This window comes from Streptomyces canus 299MFChir4.1, assembly GCF_000383615.1.
GTDB classification, from domain to species: Bacteria; Actinomycetota; Actinomycetes; order Streptomycetales; family Streptomycetaceae; genus Streptomyces; species Streptomyces canus_C.
Window position 1 is genome coordinate 85,880 of record NZ_KB911598.1, and the last position, 24,740, is coordinate 110,619.

Consider the following 24,740-nt stretch of genomic DNA (forward strand, 5'->3'; position numbering starts at 1 on the left):
ACAGGAGGCTGGGTCGGCGGCGACCTCACAACGCACCGGCGTCGAGATGAGCGTCAGTGGGCCGGGCAGCGTGTGGCGCCACCCATCCGTGGAACGGGACGGGCAGCGCCACACGTCGGAACCCGGAGACTTATCCGGGGAACGGCTTGCTCGCGTCGTCGTCAGCCTTGATGCACGCGTCGAGCTTCTTCTGGAGGGCGGCCGCGTCGTTGAGCGCCTTCTTGGCGGCCGCGGTCTCCCCCAGCTGCTTCAGCTTCGCCGCCTTGGTCTTGAGGCTGGCGATCTGCTGACGCAGCTGGCTCGTGTTGCAGGTGACGGAGGCCCTGACCGATACCTCGCCCCGGTCCGCCGACGTGGCGGCGTGAGCGGGTACCGACGTGATGAAGAAGCCTCCGACGATGGCCGCGGATACGGCGAGCGCGGAGAAGCGCTTGGTCATGAGTTGTTTCCCCCAGATTGGGTTTGCATGGGTCGGAGTGGATCTTACAAGGCGTTGTGACTCGCCAGTAACCAGGCCGATGTGGAGGGTAATTGGCGGTCGCGGAGACGCCCACTGACCCAACGGGATGACCGACCCCCGGGCGCATCCACTCCAGGGTCTTCCTGTCGCCACTCACGGAGCGCACCGCAGGCCGTCCCTCGGCCGATGAGCCCAAGCTCTGCGACCGACGTCAGGCGGCGAGGGTAGTCAGTGGTGCCGAAGGTGTCGTGCCGCCCCGGCGGTCGTCAGGATCTCGGCGTCGAGGATGACGCTCAGTCCGGGCATACTGGCGATCGCGAGTACAGACTGGTTCGATCGTGCCGATTCGCGCCGGCGTGGCCCGTTGATGCCGGCACCAGCAATAGCTGTCACGCGACAGGAGGACTGGTGAATGGCCCATGATGGCGGCGTACAAGGCAGTAGCGCGGATTCTGGTCCTGCATCACCGGGTGAGCCGCGCCCGCGGCACATGACCTCGACACCGGCGGCTCGAACTCAGAACCTGCATGTGCTCAAGGGCCGCTTCGTTCTCGGGCGGGTGTCCGACATCCGCACGGTCGCCGCCGACACCAACCTGCTCGCGCTCGTGGTCGGTCCGGACGGAGGCGCGGCGATGCTCCGCGACGACACGGCCGAGGACGGATGGGTGGCGCTGTGGAACGGCGATGACGCACACGACCCGGAGGCGACGGGGATGCTCAGCGCCATCGTCGCGCCGCTCGCCGCCGGCGACCTCCCGGTCTGGACCGCCACGAGTTACGACGGCGACCTCGTGCTCGTCCCGGCCGACCGGCTTCGGGAAGCCGTCGGCATCCTTCGCCAGGCCGGCCACCAGGTGGCCGTGTGACGGAACCGCCAAGTCCTGCCTCGTCGGCCTCGCCGCCTTCCCTGAGCTGAACGCCCGGGTGGGCACCGGGAGTTCGGAGATCGTGCGGCTGCCGGGCGTGCACCTCGGCTTCGCTGCCCAGACCGATCACGGCCTGGTCGTCCCCGTGGTACGGGACGCCGACCGGTTGCCGCTCGACGAACTGGCCGCCGAACTGCCTCGACTCACCGCACTGGCCCGGAGCGGCACACTGCCCGTCGAACACCGCACGGGCGGCACTTTCACCCTCAACAACTACGGTCCGCTGGACGTCGACGGAGCCACCCCGCTCCTCAGCCACCCCCAGACCGCCATGCTCGGCGTCGGTCGGCCGCCTCCTCGACCGCCCCTGGGCCGTGGACGGCCGCGTGGAGGTGCGCAAGATCCTTCACCTCACGCCTCTGAGCGCTCGATGACCGGCTTTCGTCCACCGGTAGGGGTGGGTCCGTGGTCGTGGAAGGCCGATCAGTCGCCGCCGCCGTCGCTCCCGCCGGAATCCCCACCGTCGCCGTCGCAGCCCCAGCCGTCGGAGCCACCGGGCTCGTTGTCATTGCCGCCGCTCCCGAGGTTGCTGAACCACGGGCGGTCCCACGTCGCGTCGGTGGCGAACGGCTCGCCCCCGGCCATCGCCGGACGCCGCTCCGGCGGGAATCTCGCGATGCCCGTCGCGTCGCCGAGTCCGAAAGCGACGGCGAAGACGTGCGCCATGACGGCATCCAGCGGGTCTGTGCTCTCGTACGGCACCTCGGCCAGCGGCCGAAGCAGCGTGCCCGGCGCGAGCGCCGGGGCGGTGCGGGGGACACGTCAGCAGGGCGACCGGCCGCTCACCGCACAGCAGCCACGAAGTGAGCGCGCTCTCCCGCCGCAGTACCCAATGCCGGTCGGGCAGCCGCACCTCCACGGAACTCCTGGACTTGCGCAGCTTCTTCTTGAAGCTGAGCCGCGCCGGAACGTCCCCGACGGTCAGCCGCACGCCCTTGGACGGGTCGGCGGCATCGGGCTGGAAACCGTGCGGCGCCCGGATCCGTACCACGGGGGCCTGCGGCCCCCACGCGTCCACGCGTCCCAGCCGCCGGTCGAGAGCGACAGTGACCGGCCCCGGCGGGCCCCGGCGCGTGCCGCCGCGCGATCCACAGCGGCACCCTCGGCCTGGGCCCGGGCTGCCAGTGCGGCCACCTGCTGGGTCCCGCCGCACTGCCGTACCGCCATCGCGCCCAACTCGCGGGCGAACTGCGCGGATTGCCGCACCCGCACCGGCCTGGCGGTCCCGGTGAAACGGGTCACGGGGACGACCCCGGCACCCTCCGGCAACGGCTGCAGCGACCGCTCGGTCCCACCGCCCCCGAGCCAGCACCCACGCTGGAAAGCCTCGGCCATGGCACCGAGGTTCAACTCGCCCAATGGCATGGTCCAGCCGCCCACCCGCAGCCCGTTTTCGGTCAGCTCCACGGTCCGTGCCAGCGGATTCCACGACCGCTCGCTGTACAGCACCTGGCTCATCACAGATCCCCGTACTTCCCCGGCTCAGCCCAGTCCACCGCCGCTGACGCCGCCAGACGGCGCCGCCCCCTCACACATCCACGGCTTCTCTCGTCGCCAAGATTCTGACCTGGGCCCGGTGAGACGCCTCAGCGTCGGGGCCACGTCCGCCGGGCCCCGGCAGCCACCGACGCCGGAACCCCCGTCGACGCCAAGGGTTGGCCGCCCGTACGTCATGACTCCGTAAGGCGTGCGGGCCGTGCCGAAGCGGGACAAAACCGAAACCGTGCGGGACGCTGCCCCTATGACAGAACCCTCCGCCACCGCCCCGCCCCGCTTCGACGACCTCACCGCGCTGTACATCAACTGCACCCTCAAACCGTCCCCGCAGCTGAGCCACACCCAGGGTTTGATCGACAAGAGCGCGGAGATCATGGGGTCGTGCGGGATCACCGTGTCCGAGATCCGCGCCGTCGACCACGACATCGCCCCCGGCGTCTACCCGGACATGACCGAACACGGCTTCGCCACCGACGAGTGGCCCGCCCTCTACGAGCGGGTGATGGCCGCGGACATCCTGGTCGTCGCCGGACCGATCTGGCTCGGCGACAACAGCTCGGTGACGAAGAAGGTGATCGAGCGCCTCTACGCCTGCTCCAGCCTCCTCAACGCGCAGGGACAGTACGCCTATTACGGCCGCGTCGGCGGCTGCCTGATCACCGGCAACGAGGACGGTGTGAAGCACTGCGCGATGAACGTCCTCTACAGCCTCCAGCACCTCGGCTACACGATCCCGCCCCAGGCCGACGCCGGCTGGATCGGCCCGGCCGGGCCAGGGCCGTCGTACCTCGACGCGGGCTCGGGCGGACCGGAGAACGACTTCACCAATCGCAACACGAGCTTCATGACCTGGAACCTCATGCACCTTGCCGCCCTGCTCAAGCGGGCGGGCGGTATCCCCGCGTACGGCAACCAGCGCTCTCAGTGGGACGCGGGCTGCCGCCCGGGTGCGGACAACCCGGAACACCGGTGACCGGTGGTGGGTTGTGCGGCGTCCGAGCGCCGCACAACCCACCGCTTGAAAGAGCCCGGCCGGCGTGCACCTCCCCGGCGTCGAGGGGTTCCAGGTGAGCGCGGTGGCTCCCGACGCTGGTTCCGGTGGCCTTACCCGCCCTCGACGGCGTGGTTCGGCGCCGGGCCTCGCGCGCGCACCGCGGAGCCCTGGCGTCGTTTCAGCCGATCCTGTACCGGACGGGAGCGCAGGCAGGCACCGGCCGTGACGGCCAGAGCCGCCGCACCGTACGTCCACGCCTGGAGGGGGAAGCCGGGCAGGAGTCGGCCGGCGAGGTAGAGGGCGGTGCCGGCAAGGGTGACGGAGAGCCATTCCCAGCGGCCGTCCAGGGCCACGAGGGCGATGACGAGCAGCGAGTACCAGGGGTACCTGGGTGAGAAGAGAAGCAGCGCGGTGCCGGCCAGGAGGAGGGCGCCGTGCCAGGGGCGAGCGGGGTCTCCGCGCCACCACACGTACAGAGCGGTGAGCGTGAGCAGCACCGCGGCGGTCGCTGCCGCGGCGGTGTCCGGCAGGAGCAGTCGCAGCAGGGCGAAGCGGCGTACGTGCCCTGATTCGTAGCCCTCCTCGTGCAGGTATCCGGGCAGGTATCCCAGGACGCCGGCGCCGGAGGTGATGACGTACGGCAGGTAGGCGAGCGCGACTGCGGCGACGGCGGAGGCCGCGACGCGCAGGACGCGTGCCGGACCGCGCTGTCCCGACAGGGCGCCGGGCAGGACCAGCACGGGCAGGATCTTCACGGCGATCGCGGCGCCGAGCAGCGCACCGCGCCGGGCGCCGACGGTGCCGGTGCCGAGCGCGAGCACGACGAACAGAACGCCGAGGGTGTCGATGTGGGCGTTGTTGACGGCTTCGAAGGCGACAGCCGGGCACCACGCCCACAGCGCGGCCCGCGCCGGGGCCCGTTGCGGATCGCCGCGTCTCCGCAGGACGACCAGCAGGGCCACGGTGGTGCCGAACGCCAGGGCCGCGCCGCCGACCTGGAGCGGCTTGTGGCGGCTGCCGGGCGGGGAGACGGCGTGTACGGCCAGGTACCAGCCCTCGGCCACGGGCGGGTAGATGGTGGGCACGCCGGGGCGGTTCATGCGGACGCACAGGCCGCTGCCGGTATGTGTCAGACCCCAGTCCGTACAGGCTCCCTCCGTGGGGAAGAGCCAGCCGTCGCGCAGCGCGGCCAGTTCGGGCGAGGCGGGCGGGTAGGCGTACGGGGAGATTCCGGCGGCCTGGACGCGGCCGTCCCAGGCGTACCGGTACATGTCGTCGCTGGTGCGGGGCGGTGAGGAGAGTCCGGCCACCGCGACGGCGGCGGCGCCCAGCAGGACCAGGACGGTCGCGGTCCGCACCGGAACCCTGCGCACCGTCCACACCGCGGCGGCGAACAGCGCCCAGGCGACGGCGTATCCGGCGAGCAGCCGTGCGGGGGCACTGTGGTTGTCGCCCGCGTGAAGTGTGTCGACGACGGTGGCGGTGAGCGCGGCGAGGAGGACCGCGGTGGCGGTGACGGCGAGCCGGGCCTTCCGGCGGTTCGACTGGACCGAGGGGTGCGCGGGTGGTGACGCGGTGGATCCGGAGTCCTGCGGACGGGTGGTGGCGGTATCGGTCATGGCCGCGGCCCGCCCACTGGGAGTGAGGTGGCGGCGCTCTCGTCTTCGGGGCCGGCGGCGCTCGCCTCTTCCGGCCTGGCGGCGCTCCTGTCCTCGCCTCCGGCGTGCCCCTTGTGCGGCCCGCCGTGCCGGTCCGGCCCGGCGTTCGGGCGGTGGAGTTCCACGAAGGGACGGTTGTCCGCGGTCCAGCGGCCGGTGACGATCCAGCCGGTGACGGAGGCGGTGTGCAGCAGAGCCGTCACGCCGACCCGCGCCCAGGGGAAGGGCCGGCCGTGGCGACCGTGGGCGTCCTCGACGCGGACGGTGAGGCGTTCGTCCACGTCGTCGCCGACTGCCTCGGCCAGCAGGCGGCCACCGGGGCGGACCAGGTCACGCAAGCGGGCGAGCAGGGTCACCGGGTCGCCGCCGATGCCCACATTGCCGTCCATGAGCAGGACGGTGCCCCACCGGCGCTCTCTCGGCAGACGCTCGAAGACGGAGCGGCGCAGGGCGCTTCCGCCCAGTCGCCGGGTCCGGGCAACGGCGGCCGGGCTGACGTCCACGCCCAGGGCCGGGATGCCGCGTGCGGCCAGGGCGGCCACCATGCGCCCGGGTCCGCATCCGACGTCCAGCACGGGTCCGCCGCAGCGGCGCAGCACGTCGGTGTCGACGGCGTCGGCGGCGGCGCACCACCGCTCCACGTCCAGCGGCAGCAGCTCCATCGCCGTTGCGCCGCCCGGTGTCAGACGGCGCAGATACAGCGGGCCGCGGCCGGTGCGCACGGCTTGGGCGTAGGGGTCGTCCGCCCAAGCTTCACCGGGTTCCGCATCTGCGAGTGGCTCGGCGGAGCACCCCGGCACGGCGTGGCGAGCGGCCAACAGGTCGGGGTATCTCAGCTGGGGTCCGAGCGCTGTCGGCTCGGTACCTCTGGTCGCGGTGCCGGTCACCGGGCAACCTCCGAGAAGGGCGCCAGTACGCCGGGGAAGTGTGAGCCGGGCGGGCAGAGGCCCACCACCGAGGCGGCGGCCGCCGTGGTGTCGACGTCGCGCAGGAGCGGCAGGTTACAGGTCGACAGGCCCGCTTCGACGAGCCTGCGGCGCTGGACGGGACCGGCCACTCGGGGCGGCAAAGCGGGCTCCAGGCAGGCGTCGCGGTCGCGGCGGCGGACGTCTGTGGCCACGGCGGCCAACAGGCCAGGGTGGCGGTCGGCGCCGAACCCGCACCGGCTGGGTGCGATTCGATCCAGCACCCGGGGCAGGGCCTCGGCTTCGTCCAGGCAGGGCGGCGCAACGTCCACAGGGGGAGGGGGAGTCTCGATCACCCCACTCACCCTACGAACGCGAAGCAGACATAAGGGACTTGGTGTTCTTACGGAACACTGACGTCGCCGATCCATACAGGTCTCTGACGAGCTCGGCCGACCCCGGTGACAGGACGGGGCCGTGGTGTGAAAGGTGCGCTCGTCGCGGACGACGACCCCACGCTGTCCGAGGGGCGTCGCCGGATATCCGGGCTGGCTTCGCCGTGCCCGGTGACGGTCCCACCGCTGTGACCGCGCCCGACCACCCGACCACCCGACCTCATGGTGCTGGACCTGCCCATTCGACCTGCTGGTTCCGGGAGGCCGCCGTTTCGAGGGTCACTTGGCCGCGACGGTCTGAGGCGAGAAGGGGCGAGCGCGTCAGCCACGCGCGCTTCGTGACCCGCGCTGTCGGGGCGGCGCAGGTGCGAGCCGATGAGGTGCGAGCCGATGGGGCCCCGCACCTCCGGCGACCATGATCAACGGCCCCCTTCCCGCCGCAAGGTCGCCACCGTCAACAAGGCGAAGGCCGTGGCGAATCCGAGCATGGTGAGCACCCCGCGGGGCCAGAAGATGTGGCTGTCGACGAACGACCAGCAGGCGGCGAGCAGCACCACGGCACCCGGCAGCACCCGGACCCCGTGCCGCCGGTACAGCACCGCACACGTGGCGACGCCGGCCACGGCCAGGGCGTAGACCCCCGTTCGGCCCAGGTCGTCGCCGACCGCGAACAGCCGCCCGGCCGCCCCGTGCACTCCGTGGTCCACCACCGTGCCCGCGGATATCCCCGCGACGGCGTCGAGTCCCGAGTAGTACGCCGCGTAGCCGAGGCATCCCGCCCAGGCGAGCACCGTCAGGGCTCCCTCGGCGTCGCGTCGCGGTCTGCCCCACAGCGGGACGATCAGACCGAGCACCAGGAAGGGGAACACCGGCAGCAGAGCGATGTGCAGCCCGGCCCAGTCACCGGCCGTCGCCGCCGTCAGGTGCCGGGGATGGACCAGACCGGCAACAGCCAGCAACAGGGGGGCCGCCGTCACCAGCGCTGTCGTACGCAGAGCACGCAAGGATCGCATCCCGTCACCGTAGGAGGCCGCGCCGGCTCCGCCGTACCCCTGCGTGGGACACGTAAGACACCGGTAATACCGGTGCGGCCGCCGTCTTCTCAGGACGGTGACCGCCGACGGCGGCGGAGGGCCCGGACGGCCGGCACGAGCGCTGTCACCGTGGCCACGACCGCCAGCGCGATCAGCCAGTTGCGCGGATAGTCCAGCGGGAGCACCGAGGCGTTCGCCCGCCGCCCCGGCCGCAACAGCACCGGCAACGCCACCACGGTCAACGCGCCCATGACCAGCAGCGCCCCGCGCACCGGACCGCGGGCCCGCCCGCGCACGAGTACCAGCCCGGCCAGCAGCACCAGCGGTGCGAGCAGCGCGTCGTGCAGGGCGACCGCCCCGCCCAGCCAGACCAGAACGCCGGTCGGGTCACGGACGTCCGTCAGCAGCGACGCACCGAAGCCCATGAACGCGACGCCCACCGCGCCGACGAGAACACGCGTCATCTTCACGACAGCACCTCCAGCCTTCCCACCCATTTGGTCTGCAGTACGCCGGGCCGGTTCGGGGCGATGAGCCGCGCCGGATAACCGTGGTCGGGGTCGAGTTCCTCTCCATTGAGGCGGAGCGCGAGCAGGGTCAGCGGGTCGCGGGCGTGTTCACGCCCCAGCTCCGACACCCGGTAGCCGCCCCGCAGTTGCAACGACACCACCCGCACCCGCGCGTCCGCAGGCGCCCCCGACCGCTCCAGCAGATCGACCACCCGTACACCCGTCCAGTGCGCCGACCTGCTCCAGCCCTCCACACAGGCGATCGGCAGTTCCACCTCGTGCTGCGGCAGGGTGCGCAACTCGTCCAACGTGAGGGTGTACGGCCGCGGACCGGCCACCACCAGGCGGTACCGCTCGTCGGCGACCCGGCCGACCCCGGCCGCCGCGGCGGTCCGGTTGACGGGCAGGGCCTGCGGGCCGTGGTCGGGATGGCGCGGCGCGAACAGGATGAGGTCCTTCAGCGGGGTCACGGACTGGCCCACCGTGGTGAGGGTGACGGCTCCGACGGCCGCGCCCACCGCCGTCAGCAACGACCGCCGGTCGGCGCCGTCCTGGGCCGGCAGTGCGAGCGTCCCCGGGGACCGCCTGCTCCAATGCGCCCGGATCTCCGGGGCCTTGACCGCGATGTGCACCACCAGGGCCCCCGTCACCAGCCACGCCACCGCGTAGTGCACCGGCACGAACGAGAACGGCCACGGGTACCACTGGGCCGTGTTCAGCAGCCCGGTAGCCAGCTCGAAGACGGCCCCGGCCACCAGCACCGCGACCGACAGCCGTTCCAGCGCGTGCCGGGCCGACCGCAGCGGCGGCCACTCGAACAGCCGTGGATACACCGTCCACAACTTGGCGAGCAGAAGCGGAACCGCCGCGATGCCGGAAGCGACGTGCAGGCCCTGGGTGACCCGGTAACCCCATGAGGGGCGACTCGGGATGTGGTCGGCCAGCCAGTTGGGCGGATGCTGCATGAAGTGGCTGACGAGGCCGGTGACGAAGCACAGGGCGAACGCCGGCCCCAGCCAGCGGCCGATCGAGGTCGCCGTGCGGGCGTCATGCAACCTGCCCTTGAACACCGGCGGAGAGACACGCAGTTTCATGCCCCGATCTCACTCGGTTCCCGCCCGTTCCGGTACGTCCGAGCGCCTTACGGAACAGTGACGGCCCCTGATCGCCCGGCGAACTGCTTACGAGAGTCTGACGCGCCCCCTGTTCCCCTCTCGCCCCCCTGCCACCACCCACCACTCTTGTCCCGTCCACGACCAGCATTCGGACGCACGAACCCCACGAGGAATCGAAGGAGCGGGACATGAGCATGTACGGCGAGCGGAGTGAAGACCGTCCCAGCCGCCAGAGGGACGGAGGACGTCGCGGTCATCGGGCCAGGTCCAGGCGGCGGCGCATCGTGATCGGCGGCAGCGCCCTCGCCACCGTGGCGGCGGCCACCGTGGCCGTGTCCCTGGCCTCCGCGAGCCAGTACGGGGCGTCCGGAGCCGCAGCCGGCCATGCCGTCTTCGTGCAGGGCAACGAGCTGAACGACAACACCGTCCACGTCTTCGCACGGGACGACCAGGGCAAGCTGAAACCCGCCGGCAGCTACGCCACGGGCGGCAAGGGCGGCGACCAGGTCGACGCCCCCACCGACTCCCTCGCCTCCCAGGGCTCCCTGGTCTACGACGACGCCTCCGGCATGCTGCTGGCGGTCAACGCGGGCAGCGGCACGCTGACCTCCTTCCGCGTCGAGGGAACGAAACTGAAGCACCGTCAAGTTGTCGACACCGGTGGCGAGTTCCCGTCCAGCATCGCGGTGCGCGGCAAGATCGCGTACGTCATGAACGCGGGCGGCAAGGGCAGCGTCCAGGGCTTCCGGATCACCGGAAAGGGGCTCGTGCCGATGCGCGGGTCGTTCCGATCCCTGGGGTTGGCCAACGAGGACGTACCGCGGTTCGACACCTCGCCCGGCGAGGTCGAGATCACCCCGGACGGGCGCAACGTGGTGGTCACCACCAAGGGGAGCAACACCGTCGAGGTCTTCCCGCTGAAGAAGAACGGCCTGCCCGCCGTCGCCGAGCCGGTCGTCAACAAGTCCGCCGGCAACGTGCCGTTCGCGATCAGCTTCGACAGGACCGGCAACCGGATGCTGGTCGCCGAGGCCGAGAAGTCCACGGTGACCGTCTACCAGGTCCACCACAACGGCAAGTTGCAGGTCCTCCAGCAGCCGCTCGCCAACGGCCAGGAGGTCCTGTGCTGGCTGGAGCGCGCGGGAGACTTCTTCTACGGCGGCAACACCGGCAACTCCACCGTCGCCGGGTACCGCATGGACAAGCACGGACGTCTCGCCCTGACCAACGAGGTCGGCCTCGCCACCCCGCCCTCCTCGAAATCGCAGGGCGTGATCGACATCGCCGTGACCAAGGACGCCAAGTTCGTCTACGTCCAGAACGCCACCTCCGGAACGGTCGACGGTTTCCGCGTCGAGAAGAACGGTTCCCTCACCAAGGTCACCACGGCCGACGGCCTGCCCGCGTTCGCCGAGTCCGGCATGGAGGGGATCGCGGCGATGTGAATGCGGCGGTGTCGGTCGGCACCGCGGGTGGACCCCGAGAAGCCCGAACCGGTGCACGAAGGCGTACAAGGTCCCTGCCGGTGAGGCCGAACCCCGCCTGACCACGTCGCCCGGGCGGTCGGGCGGTCACCTTTCCCCGGTGACCGCCCGGGAGCGCGACAAGGAGCGGAAACCACGAGTCACTGCCAGGACGAGTCACTGCCAGTACAGGCGTCGGACGACGGCGGCAGGACCCGGAAGAGGACCGACGCCAGAAGCACCAAATCGGCGTCGAGAACCCGGCGAATGGCGGCCAACGGGTCGTGGGCGCCGTGGCGTTCAAGCCGGCGACGGCAAGGTCGCGTCCCCCATGAGCTGCAGACCAGGCTGCAGACACCGCCTGCACAACTTTCTGACCGCCTCCTGACATGGCGCGCCTAATGTCTCGCGCATGCGTACCCCCTCTCACCGCCCATGCGGTAATCAGATCCGCACGCGTAGGACCCTCCGCCACGCCATCGGCGCCACGGTCGCAGCGTCGGCGGCCGTAGTCGCACTGGTCGCGCCGGCCGTGGCCGCCGATGCCGCCCAGCGGAACCGGCCGACCGGCGGGAGCGGCGCCTTGGAACCGGACACCACCACCCACGCCGGCGCCACGACCGCATCGGAGCGCAACCGGATCAACGCGTACTGGACCCCCGAGCGGATGAAGCTGGCAGGCGCTCTGGTTCCCGAGATCACGCCCGTGCCCGAGGACGACAACACGCCGGACGACCCCCGGCCCCTTCCCGCGAACACGCCCGACTCCGGAGCCGTATGGACGCACAACGGGGCGGTGGAGAGGAACGTCGGCCGCCTCTTCTTCACCTTCTCCGACGGCTACGACGGCAGTTGCACCGCGACAGTCGTCACCAGCGCCAACCGCAGTGCCGTCGTCACGGCGGCACACTGCCTGCGGGGTGTCGGATCGCCTTCCGCCGACGACACCTGGAACCACAACTTCTACTTCGTGCCCGGCTATCGCAACGGAACGAAGCCCCTCGGCGGCTTCACCGTCAGGACCATGGCCACCTCTTCCCGTTGGAACACCGATCCGGACACCACGGCGTCCTCTGACATCGCCGTGGCCGGGTACGACACGGCATTCCTGGTGGCGAATCCCGCTGCGGGAGGGCGCCCCATCGCTGACGTCACCGGAAGCCAGCGGATCGGCTTCAGCCGGCCGGTCGAAGGCGAGTTCGTCCACGCCTTCGGATACCCGAACTACGGACTCAACGATCCCGGGGACAAGTACGTCGGATCACGCGTGATCCACTGCGCCGGTACGACCCGTCCCGGCCCCAAGGCGCCCCTGCTGTGGGGCGAGACCTGCGACATGTCGCCGGGGTCGAGCGGTGGTCCTCACCTGGCCCACTTCGACACCCGCACCGGTACGGGCACCGTCGTGGGCGTCACCACCACCGACGAGGAACTCGCGGGCGGACAGGCCCCCATGCTCTACGCCACGCGCTTCGGTGACAGCGCTCACCATCTCTACGACTGGGCGCAGTCGCGTTAAGCCTGGCTCACCCCAGTTCCTGCTACGTCGCAACCCCCCCCGACTCGGCAGAGGTGCGCGAGGTGCAGCATGTCCTAGCCGGGGCAGCCCACGCACACCTTCCCTCGACCGGCGGTGTCTCGAAACGGTCGAAGCAGCTGTGGCGGCCTGACGGTGCCCCGGCCGTGAGCCCCCTGGCAGCAACCCGCGGGTCATGACACCGCCGGCACCACACCGGGTGGACGAAGGACCGCCGGGCAGCTGCTGTGCGCCGGTGAAGACCGGTAGCCCCCCTTGGGCAGCTTGGAGTTCGCTGCCGAAGAACGCGGTGGCACAGGTGGTGAGCGCATCCTGTGGCTGAGCTGGGGTCACCTGTCAGTCCGAGCACGTGCTGTCGTCCTCACCTCTACGCCCTGCTCATAGGCGCACTGCTGGATGAGCACCGTCAGCCGCAAGGTCCGCAAGGTCCGCAACCAGGCCAAGTCCCTGGGCCTCTGCTACCAGTTCTTCTTCATGCGGGCCAACGGCTCACAGCTGCGCAAGCTCGCCGCTCTCTACGACTGCGGGAAGCTCCGCCCAGTCATCGATCGAACCGCCCCGTTCGGCCTGACGCTTGAGGCGATGGCGCACGTCGAGCAGGGCCGCACCAAGGCCGACAAGGTCGGGGTGTCGATGGGGCCCGACAACGACCGAGAGTGCCGAGTGCGCCGCCATTCCGCACAGCGGCCGAACCGCAATCGGAACTACTCGTCTAGAAACTAGCCGTACGGCACGAGTTGGCAGACAGGCGTTCGCCGCGGCGATCGGCCTGGACCGGGCCGTCTCCGATGATTCGAGGGCGACGGTCGAGGCGGGCAAGCGGTTGGGGCGCATCATCCGCGGCCACCTCGGCGAAGCCCCCCACGTCGTCGTCGACTACATCGGCAAGGCCGCTTTCGGGCTGATCTGCGCGAGGTTCCCGATCACAAGGTCCGCACCTGTCGCGTGCCTGCCGCGCCTGACCCGTGTGTCGGCCACCGGAACGGCAGCTGAACGCCGGCAACAACCTCTGCTTGCGGACCTCGTGCGCGGGCGTCCTCCCTCGTCTGAGTCCCGTCCGTCGCCACCGGCACCGTCTGGCAATGAGACCCGCGTAGGCGCGCAGCGGAGGGCGCCGGATTTGAGCCGCCGACTCGAATCTGCGTCGGATGTGACGGACCCCGGTGGGGCGGACGTCTCCGGAGTGACCGGGTGTTGCTGGTGCTGGGCGGAACCAGGGATGGAGGCGTTTCCACGGTCTCGTGTGCGCGTACGCCGGGCGTGACAGGTCGCGTCCACAGCGGCTCGTCACCCGGGAGGCTGAATTGCACGTCGAGTGTGGGTGGATGGCGCATGAGGGCGGACGGGTCAGGAGATGCAACGGGAGCGGGGGCGTTGCTGACAGCAGGGAGAGCGCATGTGAGTTCCGTCGTGTTCAGCGCCGATTTCTCCTCGGAACGCCAGTGGGTCGCGGGCCGGTCCTGGGCCTATCCGGACGGAGGGCCCACCAACCAGGACGACAACAAACTCGATCACCTCACGCCGGACCCCGCCTACTCCCGGCTGGGGACGTTCAGGGCCCGGCGCAGGGCGGACGGCTTGTGGGACGCCGGTCTGCTGACCACCGAGGGGAGCGCCGAGGGATTCATGGTGCGCACCGGGGACCACCTGGAGACCACGGTACGGCTGCCCACCGAGCTGGGTGCCTGGCCTGCCGTCTGGACCTGGCGGGACGGCGGCAATGAGGTCGACGTCTTTGAGTACCACCCCGACAACCCTGACCTTCTGGAGCTGACCAACCATGTACGGAGGGGCCAGAGGTATGTCCGTCACGACGTGGTGCGTCCGGGGGCCGTCCTCGATCTGGGAGTGACCTTCGGCCGGCGCAGTGTGGTGTGGACCCTCGACGGCGAGCGGATCTTCGCCGACGGACGGGGCGTCGGCTCTGGCTGGCAGGCCTACCTCATCGTCAACCTATCGGTGTGCGCGGGCCGTTACCATCCCGCCCCTGAACCCGAGACCGCCGAGATGTCCTACGAGGTGCGCCGTCTCGTGGTCACCAGGCCGATCGGGGGCTATCCGACGGACGACCCGTCCGAGGTGGACCGGCCCGTGGACGGCCCTGCAGAGGAAGCCCGACCCGGATCGCGCCCAGACGATCAAGGCTTCCGAGTCCCGGAGCACTAAACGATCAATTCCTAGAGGTGCCTGGGGAGGGCGTGGGGGTGGGCGGTCAGGCGTCGAGGCCGACTTCGGAGTGCGTGAACCGCACGGGTTTGCCCGGCGACCGGGCGTAGGCGATTTCGGCTCGGGTGCTGTCTCCTCAAGTCGAACAGGAGCCGCAGTCGGCGTCGAGTGTCCGCCGACCGGCCGCCTCTCCGGCGAGGGCCGGCCGTTTACGCCTCGGCGGAGCTCGCGTGTTCTTGGTGCTCGTCGGAAATCACGGTGCGGGAGACGTGTGCCGCATCCGTTCGGTTCCTGGCCGCACCCGACCGTGGCCCGCTGGGGATCGGTCGGCGCTACTGCGACGGCGTCCTCAAAAAGCCCAGGCTGGCAACGATCTTGGGGATGTGGGTACATGCGGACGTGAGCCCATAGGGGACCGGCCGCACCATGACCGACCGCCCCCGCGCCGCGACCCACCGCTCACGCAGGTCCTCTCGACGAGAGGTCAACTGGGCAGGCGGCGCCCGGCGAAGGCCCACGCTGATGAGGAGGACCCGTCCGCTCTGGCGTGCAACTGGCTGAGACGGTGGGCGACGGTGGGCGAAACCCTCAACTGCGGTCCCGGAAACCTCTGGTGATGCTGCTGGGCCCGCCCAGCGTGGATACATCCGACACTCCGTCCGACCCTGTCCGGCAGGGATTCGGACAGCTGGTGGACCGCATCCGCTGGAAACGACGCGACGACCGTCTGCTCGATCCCCCGACTGCACATACAGAGGCTTTATGAGAGCCAGTAAACGTATCCGAGGGCCTCCTTGGGACGGGGCGGGACGGCACGGGGCGCAGGGAGGGCTTCTCGAAACATTCGAGAGGTTCATGGATCCTTCGACGCACAAGCTAGGAAGGTGGGGTCTCTCGGTCAAGACCTGTCGCAATTCTGCCTGCAAACGGTTCTCCCCTTTGGGGTGGAGCAAGCTGTCACACCGATCGGAAGCGCCCGGGAAGGAAGCGGTATCGCCGCTCTAGCCCAAGGCGCTTGAGCAGGGCTGGATGGGCGAGGTAGCGGTGTTCGCGCGCTTGCCCTGGTCGCTGGATTGGGCCTTGCGGTGTCTGTCGGAGGTGGCGCCGGGGGTCCGTTGTCCGGCCTGAGGCGTCTTCGAATGTTTCGAACAGGAGGGTGAAAGTTTCTCCGTCGAATCCATTGACGATCCACCGTCAATGCATCAATCATCCCTCAACGAGAGCCGACCACGGTCCGAAATCTCGAACCGCATTGGCCGTGCGCGAACTGTGCTGCACCACGGCGCCACGCACAACTGCACGGCATATCCACGCACCACAGCACCTGCGCCACCCCGTTTCGTTCCGGTGAGGTCCGCACCAGCGCAGCTGGCTCTTCGTGCAGTTGGAGGAGGTACGCGACGCCGAGTGACGGCCCCGGCTGAGCCGCTATGGAGTACCCCCGTGCCCGTGCCCATGTCCGTGCCAAAGCGTTCCGTGCCGCCCAGGTTCCGGCCGGCCCTGTCCGTCCATCCGCCGAGGGGGAGCGGCCCACCTTTTCCCCCTGCGCTTCAGTCATTCCGTGATGTCTGTTTTGGAGGCACAGCCATGGGTTTGTATGCCCTTCCCGGACATGGTGTCCGCTGGAGGATCCGCAGTCTGCTGCTGGCGGTGCTCGTCGGCGTCGTCAGCGCAGTCGTCGCACTGGTTGCGCCGCCCCCCGCGCACGCTGCCGAGAGCACGCTCGGCGCAGCGGCGGCGCAGAGCGGCCGCTACTTCGGCACCGCCATCGCGTCGGGCAGGCTGGGCGATTCGGCCTACACCGGGATCGCGGGACGCGAGTTCAACATGGTGACGCCCGAGAACGAGATGAAGATAGACGCCACCGAGCCGCAGCGGGGCCAGTTCAACTTCAGTGCCGGTGACCGTGTCTACAACTGGGCCGTGCAGAACGGCAAGCAGGTCCGCGGACACACGCTGGCCTGGCACTCTCAGCAGCCCGGCTGGATGCAGAGCCTCAGCGGCAGCACCCTCCGCCAGGCGATGATCGACCACATCAACGGCGTGATGAGCCACTACAAGGGCAAGATCGCCCAGTGGGACGTCGTGAACGAGGCGTTCGCCGACGGTAGTTCGGGCGCTCGGCGGGACTCCAACCTGCAACGCACCGGCAACGACTGGATCGAGGTCGCCTTCCGCACCGCGCGCGCCGCCGACCCGGCGGCGAAGCTCTGCTACAACGACTACAACGTCGAGGACTGGACCTGGGCCAAGACCCAGGCCATGTACGCCATGGTCCGAGACTTCAAGCAGCGCGGCGTGCCGATCGACTGCGTCGGCTTCCAGTCGCACTTCAACAGTGGCAGCCCCTACAACAGCAACTTCCGCACCACCCTGCAGAACTTCGCCGCGCTCGGCGTCGACGTGGCCATCACCGAACTCGACATCCAGGGCGCCCCGGCCTCGACGTACGCCAACGTGACCAACGACTGTCTGGCCGTCTCGCGCTGCCTCGGCATCACCGTCTGGGGTGTGCGCGACACCGACTCCTGGCGATCGGATCAGACGCCGCTGCTGTTCAACGGCGACGGCAGCAAGAAGCCCGCCTACACCGCCGTCCTCAACGCACTCAACGGTGGCACCTCCACGCCTCCAGCGGATGGCGGACAGATCAAGGGCGTCGCCTCAGGCCGCTGCCTTGACGTCCCCAACTCCAGCACCACCGACGGCACCCAGCTCCAGCTGTGGGACTGCCACAGCGGCACCAACCAGCAGTGGACGTACACCGCCGCCGGCGAGCTCAAGGTCTACGGCAACAAGTGTCTGGACGCCGCCGGCACCGGCAGCGGCACCAAAGTCCAGATCTACAGCTGCTGGGGCGGTGACAACCAGAAATGGCGCCTCAACTCCGACGGGTCCATCGTCGGTGTCCAGTCAGGCCTCTGCCTCGACGCCGTCGGAGGCGGCACCGCCAACGGCACCCTGATCCAGCTCTATTCCTGCTCGAACGGCAGCAACCAACACTGGACCCGCACCTGATGAGCCCTGCGACAAGCGAAAGGGTGGATCGATGACGGCCTGATGTGAGGCTTTCGTCGCTCCTTCAGGAAGACATGGCAGGTCGTCCCGGGTCGCCGTCGTGCTGGCGGCGACCCGGGACGACCGGCATGGTGGCCGCCCAACGGCAGGGCACCGAATGCCTCTCGCCCGTGCCCCGCGGCCGCCGTCAGCGAAGTCATGCCCGAGTCGAAGCCGAGGTTCTGCGCCAGTCACTCCACCGGAGCGCAGCACGCACGTACGGGATCCCGCCCAGCACCCCCGGTCCGGCTACCGCTCGCGACCCGGATACCGAAAGCACCGCTCGCGCCGCGGCCGTAGCGGGTTGGCCTGGGACACGGCCAACGATTCGGATACCGTCCGAGCGAGAGGTCTGCACCCGGGGGATGGAATGAACGGAGAGACCGTCACCGCGATATGCGCGGTCGTGATCGCCGTCGCGTCGCTGGTCGTCTCGGTCTACCAGACGCACGCCATGCGGCTGCACAACCGCCACTCGGTGCGCCCGGTACTCCAACTCCATCGTGGCTGGCCGGTGGGAGGCAGGGCAGGGATCCGACTCGTCAACTCCGGCCTTGGGCCGGCGATCATCATCGAGAGCAGGCTCACCGTCGATGACGAAGTGATCGGCGCCTGGGACGCACCGAGTGTCGACCGTGTCCGCGACCGCTTGTCGGTGCGCCCGTCCGCTGTGACCTTCAACCGCGGCGAGGTCATCGCCACCGACTACGAGCAGTACTTGTTGAGTGTCGCGAGCTACGACCCTCAGGACCACGCCGAAGTCGAGAACCTGATCAATCGGCGGCTGACACTCACCATCCACTACGAGTCCCTGTACGGCGGAGAGAACTACACAGCCGTACTGCGCCCCATCCAGTGACCGAGGCCGCCGAGTCAGTGGTGTCATCGGCGAGCTCAGTGTGGGGGAGGACCGCTGCTCTCCCGCACCACCAGTTGGGTCGCCACCTCCACCCGTGTCGTTTCCGGCTGCTCCCCGGCAAGGAGCCTGAGCACCATCCGGGCCGCGAGCGCGGTCATGTCGGCCAGGGGGGTGCGGATCGTCGTCAGGCGCGGGGTCACCCAGTCCGCGAAGGGCAGGTCGTCGAAGCCGACCACACTGACGTCCGAGGGGATGCGCAGGCCCAGTTCAGCCGCGGCCCGGTAAGTGCCGAGCGCCTGGTGGTCGCTGCCCGCGAAGACGGCGGTCGGGCGCTCGGGCAGGCTCAGGATCTCCAGGGCGTGCTGATGTGCGAGGCCGTGGGTGAAGTCGCCGTAGCGCACCAGATCCGGGTCGAAGGGCAGGTCCGCCTCCGCCAGTGCCGAGCGGTAGCCGTCGACACGGGCCCGTGAGGTGAGCCGGCGCTCCGGGCCGCTGGTGATCGCGATCCGCCGGTGTCCCAGCTCGATGAGGTGGCGGGTCGCGGCCAGGCCTCCGGGCCAGTTGGTCGCGCCCACCCACGGTGTGCCGGGCGGGGGTTCGTCGATCGGTGCCACCAGCGCGTACGGGATGCCGAGCCGGCCCAGCTCCTCCTGCTGCTCGGGTGTCAGGTCGGGCACTACGAGGATCGCTCCGCGCGTGGAGCGGGTGGCCAGCGAGTCCAGCCACTGGCGGGCACGCCTGGTCCGGCCGTGGGTGGAGGAGACCACCAGACCCATCCCCGCGTCGTGCAGCACGTCCTCCGCGCCCCGGATCAGCTCGACCGCCCAGGGGCTGTCCAGCTCGTTGATGACAAAGTCGATCAGCCCGCCGGGCGGGGCCGCGGTGGCCGCCGGACGGTGTTTCGCCAGGTAGCCGTACTGCTCAAGGAGTCGCTGTACCTTGGCTCGCGTCTCCGCCGATACATCGGACCTATGGTGCAACACCTTGGAGACGGTGGACACCGATACGCCTGCCTGTTCAGCGATTTCGGCCAACGTGCGCGGCCTTCTCTGGTCGGATCCTGTCCGAACCGTTGACGTCATCGGATGTATCTCCTACGTTTCCGGGCGGTCGGCACATTGCGAATACTATCGCAATCCGTGTCCTCCGAGTAAGGTTCCTCGGCGCGAAGGTGGGACTCGATGAAGAGATGGCACGCCGCTTTCCTGGCCGCGGCCATGGCTCTGGTGCTCTCCGGCTGCGGGGGGACCGGAGGTGGCGTCAGCAGCTCGGGCGGTGGGAAGGGGGAGTTACTGGTCTGGGTGGACAACACCCGCATGGCCGCGGCCCAGCAGTACAAGAAGGCCCACCCCGACCTGAAGATGCGCATCGTCACCATCCCGCCGGACGCGGGCTACGTCCCCACCAAGATCTCGCTCGCCAACCGGACCAAGAGCGGCTGGCCCGATGTCGTCTTCCTCACCAACCCGGCCGAGGTGGCGACGCTGAGCAGCGAGAAGTTCGGCTACGCGGCCCCGCTCGACGACCTCGTACCGGCGTCGGTCCGCGACGGGTTCGCCCCCGGAGCCCTGGACACCTGCACCTTCGACGGCAAGACGTACTGCCTGCGCAACGACATCGCCCCCACCGTGCTCTGGTACGACGCGACGCTGATGACGAAGTACGGCTACCAGGTCCCCAAGACCTGGGCGGAGTACCAGCAGACCGGGCTGAAGGCGGCCAAGGAGCACCCGGGCGTCATCGTCGGGGCGGTCAACGGCAAGTACGGCGCCGGTACCTACTTCGGCAGCAGCGGTTGCCCCACCCGCGACACGCTCAGCCTCACCAAGGTCCACATCGACCTCACGCAGCCGAACTGCACCCGAGTCGCCGATCTGCTCCAGCCCCTGGCCGAGAAGAAGGCCATCACCACCGTCGGGCCCATCGATCCCGCGTTCTCCAAGTTCGGCAAGGGCCACAAGATCCTCATGCTGCCGGGTCCCGCCTGGTTCGGCGACTTCATGTTCGCCCCCGCCTTCAAGGTGCCCGAGGGGCGGATCGCGGCCGCTCCCATGCCCACCTGGCCCGGCGAGTCGAAACCGTACGCCGGACAGGTCGGCGGCGGCGCCTTCCTCGTCTCCGCGCACGCCGGCGACCGGACCAAGGACGCGACGGACCTGGTGCGCTGGATGACCACCGACGTCGGCCTCCAGGCCAGGCAACCCACCTACCCCGCCTTCACGGCAGCCGCGAACAAGTGGGGCGAGGCGAAGTCGAAGGACCCGTACTACGCCTCCGACCCGATGCCCGCCCTCACCGCGGCGGCAGGCGCGCTGCGCGCGGGATTCGGCGCGGTCCGCTACGAAGCCGACTGGCAGACCAGCTTCAACGACACCCTGGGCAAGGCGGTCGACTCCGGCGGCAACCTGCGCACAGCGCTTGATGGTTGGCAGGACAAGCTGGAGGCCGCGGCCAGGACCAGCGGGTACACCGTCGGATGAAGACGCTGACGACCCCCCGTCCGCCCACGGTCAGGGCCGTGCCCCCGGCGCGGCCCCGCCGCGGCCGCCGCCCCGCCCGTGCCACCGCCGTCTGGATCCTCGTCGGCCCCTACGCCCTGTTCCTCGCGGTGTTCGGACTGGCACCCGCCGGATACGCCCTGTGGACCTCCTTCGTCCACGACGGCTCCTTCTCGGGCGCCCGCAACTGGACGGCCGTCCTCGACGACTACCGGCTCGGCGACGCGGCCACGCATGTGACGACGTATCTGCTGCTGTGGCTGCCGATCCTGCTGCTGACCGTCCTGTCGCTCGCCTTCACCCTGCACGCCCGCCCCGGCCGCACGAGCCGCGCCCTCCAGCTCGTCTACTACCTGCCCGGCGCGGTCACCGGTTCGGCCGCCGCCCTGCTGTGGCTGTTCATGATCAGCCCGGACAGCAGCCCTTTCTCACCTCTGCTCAAGCTGATGGACATCGAGAGCGCCACGGACGCGCTGTCCGGGGGCAGCCTGATCGCCCTGCTGACCGTCATGGGTGTCGCGGTGCACGCGGGGGGCTGGATCGTCGTCCTGTACGGCGCACTCAACGCCCTCCCCAAGGACGTACTGGAGGCCGCGCAGGTCGACGGCGCCTCGGCCTGGCGGACCATGTGGCACGTCAAGCTCCCGATGGTCCGCACGTACGTCGCCTTCGTGCTGATCTCCAGCTTCGCCTCCGGCAGCCAGGTCTTCGTCGAACCGACCGTGCTGACCACCGCTGCCCCCGGCCAGATCAGCCCGACCTGGTCCGTCAATCAGCTCGCCTACGTCTACGCCACCCAGGACGGCGACTTCGGCAAGGCCGCCGCGCTCTCGCTGGCCATGCTCGCGATCGGGCTGCTGGCCGCCTGGATCGTGATCACCCGCACCCGCATGTACGCAACGAACTCCACGGACTCCCGGTGAGTGAGGCGATGACCGTTCATGAGTGAGGCGATGACCGCTGTGTCGCGCGGCGCCCGCGCCCTGTACCTGCTCGGCGCGGCCGTCTTCTTCGGACTGCCCCTGCTGTGGCTGCTGCTCGCTCCCACGCGCACGGCCGACGACCTGACCACCGGCTCGCCGCTCGACTTCGGCTCGCTGGGCCAGGTCGGCGAGGCCTGGTCGCACCTGACGTCGTACAACGACGGCGAGATCACCCTGTGGATCGGCAACTCCGTCATCTACGCGGCGGCCAGCGTGGTCCTCGCCCTGCTGCTCTGTGTGCCCGCGGGCTATGTGCTCGCCAAACAGGAATTCGCAGGCCGCCGTGTGCTGCTCACCCTGTCGGTCGTGACGATGATCATGCCTCCGGCGGCGCTGGTCCTGCCGCTCTACCTGGAGATGTCGGCGCTCGGCCTCACCGGCACGGTCTGGTCGGTGATCCTTCCGCTGTCCTTCTACCCTTTCGGCGTCTACCTCGCCTTCCTGCACTTCCAGGCGAACCTGCCCGACAGCCTGCTGGACGCCGCACGCGTGGACGGGGCGAGCGAGCTGCGCCTTTTCTGGTCGGTCGCGCTGCCCCTGGCCCGCCCGGTGATCGCCTTGATCGCCTTCTTCGGCTTCGTCCGCTGCTGGACCGACTTCTTCCTGCCCTTCGTGATGCTCTCCGACGACCGTACCTTCACCCTCCAACTCGGCCTGATGTCCCTGCTGCAGTCCACGGGCGCGGTCAACAACTCCAGCGGCTTCGCCGACCTCGACATCCACCAGCCGGAGGCGGCACTGGCCGGACTCGTGGCGTGCGCGCCGCTGCTGATCGGTTTCGTCCTCGCCCAGCGCTTCCTGCGGACCGGGCTGCTGGCCGGGGCGGAGAAAGGCTGATGGATCCCCTGATCGAAGGAGACGCGTACACGGAACTCGCCGCGCAGGTACGGGATTTGGTGCGACCTCTCGTCCCGCACTTCAGCGTCGGCCGCGCTCGCGTACGGCTCGGCGTGAACACCGCCATCCACGACGACACCGCGGCCGAACTGGAGGCGTTCGCCCGGCCGTTGTGGGGCCTGGGCCCGCTCGCGGCAGGCGGGAACGCCGTACCGGACGGGGAGCTGTGGCTCCGGGGACTCGCGCACGGCAGCGACCCCGCGCACCCCGAGTACTGGGGCGAGCCGGACGACCGCGACCAGCGCATCGTGGAGATGGCCGCGATCGGATTCGCGCTGGCGCTGGCACCCGAGCAATGGTGGGACCCGCTGAGCGGCCGCGAGCGCGACCGGCTCGCCCGATGGTTGTGCAGTGCGCTGCCCCGCGAGACCCCCGACAACAACTGGCACTTCTTCCCCGTGCTGATCGGCCTCGGTCTTGACCGGGTCCAAGCGCCCTACGACCACTCGCTGATCACCGCACGCCTCGAACGCCTGCACTCGTTCCGGCTCGGCGACGGCTGGTACGCCGACGGCCCCACCGAACGACGCGACTACTACGTGCCCTGGGCGATGCACTTCTACGGGCTGCTGTACGACACGCTCACCGGCGGTGACCGCTTCAAGGAGCGGGCCGCACGCTTCGCAGGCGACTTCGTGCACTGGTTCGCGGACGACGGCGCCGCCGTCCCGTACGGGCGCAGCCTCACCTACCGCTGGGCCCAGGCCGCCTTCTGGGGCGCGCTGCCCTTCGCGGACGTCGACGTGCTGCCCTGGGGCGCCGTCAAGGGATATCTCCTGCGCCATCTGCGCTGGTGGCGCGACCGGCCGGTGACCGGACCGGACGGGCTGCTGTCCATCGGCTACGGCTATCCGCAGCCCGCCCTCGCCGAGCAGTACAACGCGCCGGGTTCGCCGTACTGGTCACTGAAGGCGTTCCTGCCCCTCTCGCTGCCCAGGGACCACGCGTTCTGGACGGCGGCCGAGGAGCCCCCGCCCGCGTCGCGCGCCGTCAGCGCCCAGCCGCACGCCGGAGCGGTGCTGATGCGCGCATCCGGCGACGTCACCCTGCTCGCCGGCCGCCAGCACCATCCCTGGGTGCGGCACGGGGCCGAGAAGTACGCCAAGTTCGCCTACTCGACCCGCTTCGGCTTCAGCCTCCCATGCGGCACGCTCGGCCTGGAACAGGGCGCCTATGACTCCATGCTGGCGCTGAGCGACGACGGGGGAGCCCACTACCGGGTGCGCGAGGAGCCCGCCGCCCCGCAGACCGCTGCCGACACGATCCGCAGCACCTGGCGACCCTGGCCCGACGTCGAGATCACCACCTGGCTTACGGCCGCCCCACCCTGGCACCTGCGCACCCACCGCATCCGCACCGGCCGTACGCTGCACACCGCCGAGGGCGCCTTCGCCGTCGACCGGGACGCCGGCACGCAACCCGAGACGGGGCCCGGCCACGCCAAGGTGTCGGCCCCGGCGGGACTCACCGGCCTACGAGACCTCGACGGCCTGCGCAAGGGCGAGGTCGTCGACTGCCTGCCCGGCACGAACGTCCTGGCCCGGCGCACCGCACTGCCCATGCTGACCGGGCACCTCCCGCCGGGCGAGCACTGGTTGCGCTGCGCGGTGCTGGGCGCGCCCGCGGGACCCGAGGCCGAGACGGCCTGGCGGCAACCCCCGACAGCCCCGACGCTTCCGGCGCCCTCGGCGCCTGCGGTACCCGGGGCGCTTTCCGTTTCCGCTCCCTTGACGTCTGCGGGGTCCGGGTTGCTGTGCGCACGCCCGGTGGCGTTCTCGACGTCTG

22 protein-coding genes and 1 pseudogene are annotated in these 24,740 nt (G+C 70.0%); 13 read left to right on the plus strand and 10 right to left on the minus strand.

Annotated elements, in window-relative coordinates; all coding sequences use genetic code 11:
* Window positions 1–130 precede the first annotated feature (130 nt).
* Window positions 131–439, minus strand: coding sequence for a hypothetical protein (locus H293_RS0130190; RefSeq protein ID WP_020121557.1), 309 nt, complete (start codon window positions 437–439; stop codon window positions 131–133).
* Window positions 440–950: 511 nt separating this feature from the next.
* Between H293_RS0130190 and H293_RS0130195 the strand changes: the two genes are divergently transcribed.
* Together H293_RS0130195 and H293_RS60370 are read left to right on the plus strand one after the other, a co-directional pair.
* The gene (locus H293_RS0130195; protein ID WP_033415787.1) at window positions 951–1,328 is read left to right on the plus strand and encodes an ACT domain-containing protein; all 378 of its coding nucleotides are present in this window, start codon (window positions 951–953) and stop codon (window positions 1,326–1,328) included.
* Window positions 1,329–1,386: 58 nt separating this feature from the next.
* Window positions 1,387–1,632 (plus strand): annotated as a pseudogene (locus tag H293_RS60370) (2-oxo acid dehydrogenase subunit E2); the annotation flags it as partial.
* 179 nt (window positions 1,633–1,811) lie between these two features.
* Here H293_RS60370 and H293_RS60375 read toward each other — a convergent pair.
* Together H293_RS60375 and H293_RS60380 are read right to left on the minus strand one after the other, a co-directional pair.
* Entirely contained in the window at window positions 1,812–2,054 is a 243-nt protein-coding gene (locus H293_RS60375) for a hypothetical protein (protein ID WP_020121559.1), read from the minus strand.
* Between the two features lie 255 nt (window positions 2,055–2,309).
* Window positions 2,310–2,846 (minus strand): hypothetical protein, encoded by a 537-nt coding sequence (locus H293_RS60380; protein ID WP_259294561.1) that lies wholly within the window; start codon window positions 2,844–2,846, stop codon window positions 2,310–2,312.
* Window positions 2,847–3,129: 283 nt separating this feature from the next.
* Between H293_RS60380 and H293_RS0130210 the strand changes: the two genes are divergently transcribed.
* Window positions 3,130–3,858, plus strand: a complete 729-nt coding sequence (locus H293_RS0130210; RefSeq protein ID WP_020121561.1) for a flavodoxin family protein — start codon at window positions 3,130–3,132, stop codon at window positions 3,856–3,858.
* A gap of 131 nt (window positions 3,859–3,989) precedes the next feature.
* Here the strand turns inward: H293_RS0130210 and H293_RS0130215 are convergent, their stop codons facing one another.
* From H293_RS0130215 to H293_RS0130240, 6 genes are all read right to left on the minus strand, one after another.
* Window positions 3,990–5,498, minus strand: coding sequence for a glycosyltransferase family 87 protein (locus H293_RS0130215; RefSeq protein ID WP_020121562.1), 1,509 nt, complete (start codon window positions 5,496–5,498; stop codon window positions 3,990–3,992).
* Window positions 5,495–6,337, minus strand: a complete 843-nt coding sequence (locus H293_RS0130220) for a class I SAM-dependent methyltransferase (RefSeq protein ID WP_259294560.1) — start codon at window positions 6,335–6,337, stop codon at window positions 5,495–5,497. Before H293_RS0130220 ends, H293_RS0130215 begins: the two co-directional genes overlap by 4 nt.
* Window positions 6,338–6,420: 83 nt before the next feature.
* Window positions 6,421–6,657, minus strand: a complete 237-nt coding sequence (locus H293_RS61475; RefSeq protein ID WP_158694450.1) for a hypothetical protein — start codon at window positions 6,655–6,657, stop codon at window positions 6,421–6,423.
* Between the two features lie 599 nt (window positions 6,658–7,256).
* Complete coding sequence (locus H293_RS0130230; RefSeq protein WP_033415788.1) at window positions 7,257–7,850, minus strand: hypothetical protein; 594 nt, start codon at window positions 7,848–7,850, stop codon at window positions 7,257–7,259.
* 89 nt (window positions 7,851–7,939) lie between these two features.
* Window positions 7,940–8,341, minus strand: a complete 402-nt coding sequence (locus H293_RS0130235) for a hypothetical protein (RefSeq protein ID WP_020121566.1) — start codon at window positions 8,339–8,341, stop codon at window positions 7,940–7,942.
* Entirely contained in the window at window positions 8,338–9,474 is a 1,137-nt protein-coding gene (locus H293_RS0130240; RefSeq protein WP_020121567.1) for a molybdopterin-dependent oxidoreductase, read from the minus strand. Before H293_RS0130240 ends, H293_RS0130235 begins: the two co-directional genes overlap by 4 nt.
* Before the next feature lie 209 nt (window positions 9,475–9,683).
* On the opposite strand from H293_RS0130240, the gene H293_RS0130245 reads away from it, so the two are divergent.
* From H293_RS0130245 to H293_RS0130270, 6 genes are all read left to right on the plus strand, one after another.
* Window positions 9,684–10,940 (plus strand): lactonase family protein, encoded by a 1,257-nt coding sequence (locus H293_RS0130245; RefSeq protein ID WP_020121568.1) that lies wholly within the window; start codon window positions 9,684–9,686, stop codon window positions 10,938–10,940.
* 430 nt (window positions 10,941–11,370) lie between these two features.
* Window positions 11,371–12,477 carry a trypsin-like serine peptidase gene (locus H293_RS0130250; protein WP_028808323.1) on the plus strand — a complete coding sequence of 369 codons (1,107 nt, stop codon included), beginning with the start codon at window positions 11,371–11,373 and terminating at the stop codon, window positions 12,475–12,477.
* Between the two features lie 414 nt (window positions 12,478–12,891).
* The gene (locus H293_RS0130255) at window positions 12,892–13,218 is read left to right on the plus strand and encodes a zinc-binding dehydrogenase (protein ID WP_020121570.1); all 327 of its coding nucleotides are present in this window, start codon (window positions 12,892–12,894) and stop codon (window positions 13,216–13,218) included.
* 675 nt (window positions 13,219–13,893) lie between these two features.
* Window positions 13,894–14,661 carry a LamG domain-containing protein gene (locus H293_RS50190; RefSeq protein WP_020121571.1) on the plus strand — a complete coding sequence of 256 codons (768 nt, stop codon included), beginning with the start codon at window positions 13,894–13,896 and terminating at the stop codon, window positions 14,659–14,661.
* Window positions 14,662–16,248: 1,587 nt separating this feature from the next.
* Window positions 16,249–17,679: an endo-1,4-beta-xylanase gene (locus H293_RS0130265; RefSeq protein WP_020121572.1), complete on the plus strand. Its 1,431-nt coding sequence runs from the start codon at window positions 16,249–16,251 to the stop codon at window positions 17,677–17,679.
* A gap of 409 nt (window positions 17,680–18,088) precedes the next feature.
* Entirely contained in the window at window positions 18,089–18,577 is a 489-nt protein-coding gene (locus H293_RS0130270) for a hypothetical protein (RefSeq protein ID WP_020121573.1), read from the plus strand.
* Window positions 18,578–18,612: 35 nt separating this feature from the next.
* On the opposite strand, the gene H293_RS0130275 is transcribed toward H293_RS0130270, so the two are convergent.
* A complete protein-coding gene (locus H293_RS0130275; RefSeq protein WP_051138178.1) occupies window positions 18,613–19,659 on the minus strand; it encodes a LacI family DNA-binding transcriptional regulator in 1,047 nt (348 codons plus the stop codon).
* A gap of 99 nt (window positions 19,660–19,758) precedes the next feature.
* On the opposite strand from H293_RS0130275, the gene H293_RS0130280 reads away from it, so the two are divergent.
* The 4 genes from H293_RS0130280 to H293_RS50195 all read left to right on the plus strand — a co-directional run.
* Complete coding sequence (locus H293_RS0130280) at window positions 19,759–21,057, plus strand: ABC transporter substrate-binding protein (protein WP_020121575.1); 1,299 nt, start codon at window positions 19,759–19,761, stop codon at window positions 21,055–21,057.
* Window positions 21,054–21,998 carry a carbohydrate ABC transporter permease gene (locus H293_RS0130285; protein ID WP_020121576.1) on the plus strand — a complete coding sequence of 315 codons (945 nt, stop codon included), beginning with the start codon at window positions 21,054–21,056 and terminating at the stop codon, window positions 21,996–21,998. The genes H293_RS0130280 and H293_RS0130285 overlap by 4 nt, the downstream gene beginning before the upstream one ends.
* Before the next feature lie 30 nt (window positions 21,999–22,028).
* Window positions 22,029–22,895, plus strand: coding sequence for a carbohydrate ABC transporter permease (locus H293_RS0130290; protein WP_020121577.1), 867 nt, complete (start codon window positions 22,029–22,031; stop codon window positions 22,893–22,895).
* Window positions 22,895–24,740, plus strand: a 1,846-nt coding sequence (locus tag H293_RS50195) for a DUF2264 domain-containing protein (RefSeq protein ID WP_020121578.1), incomplete at its 3' end; no start/stop codon positions are given. The genes H293_RS0130290 and H293_RS50195, both read left to right, overlap by 1 nt.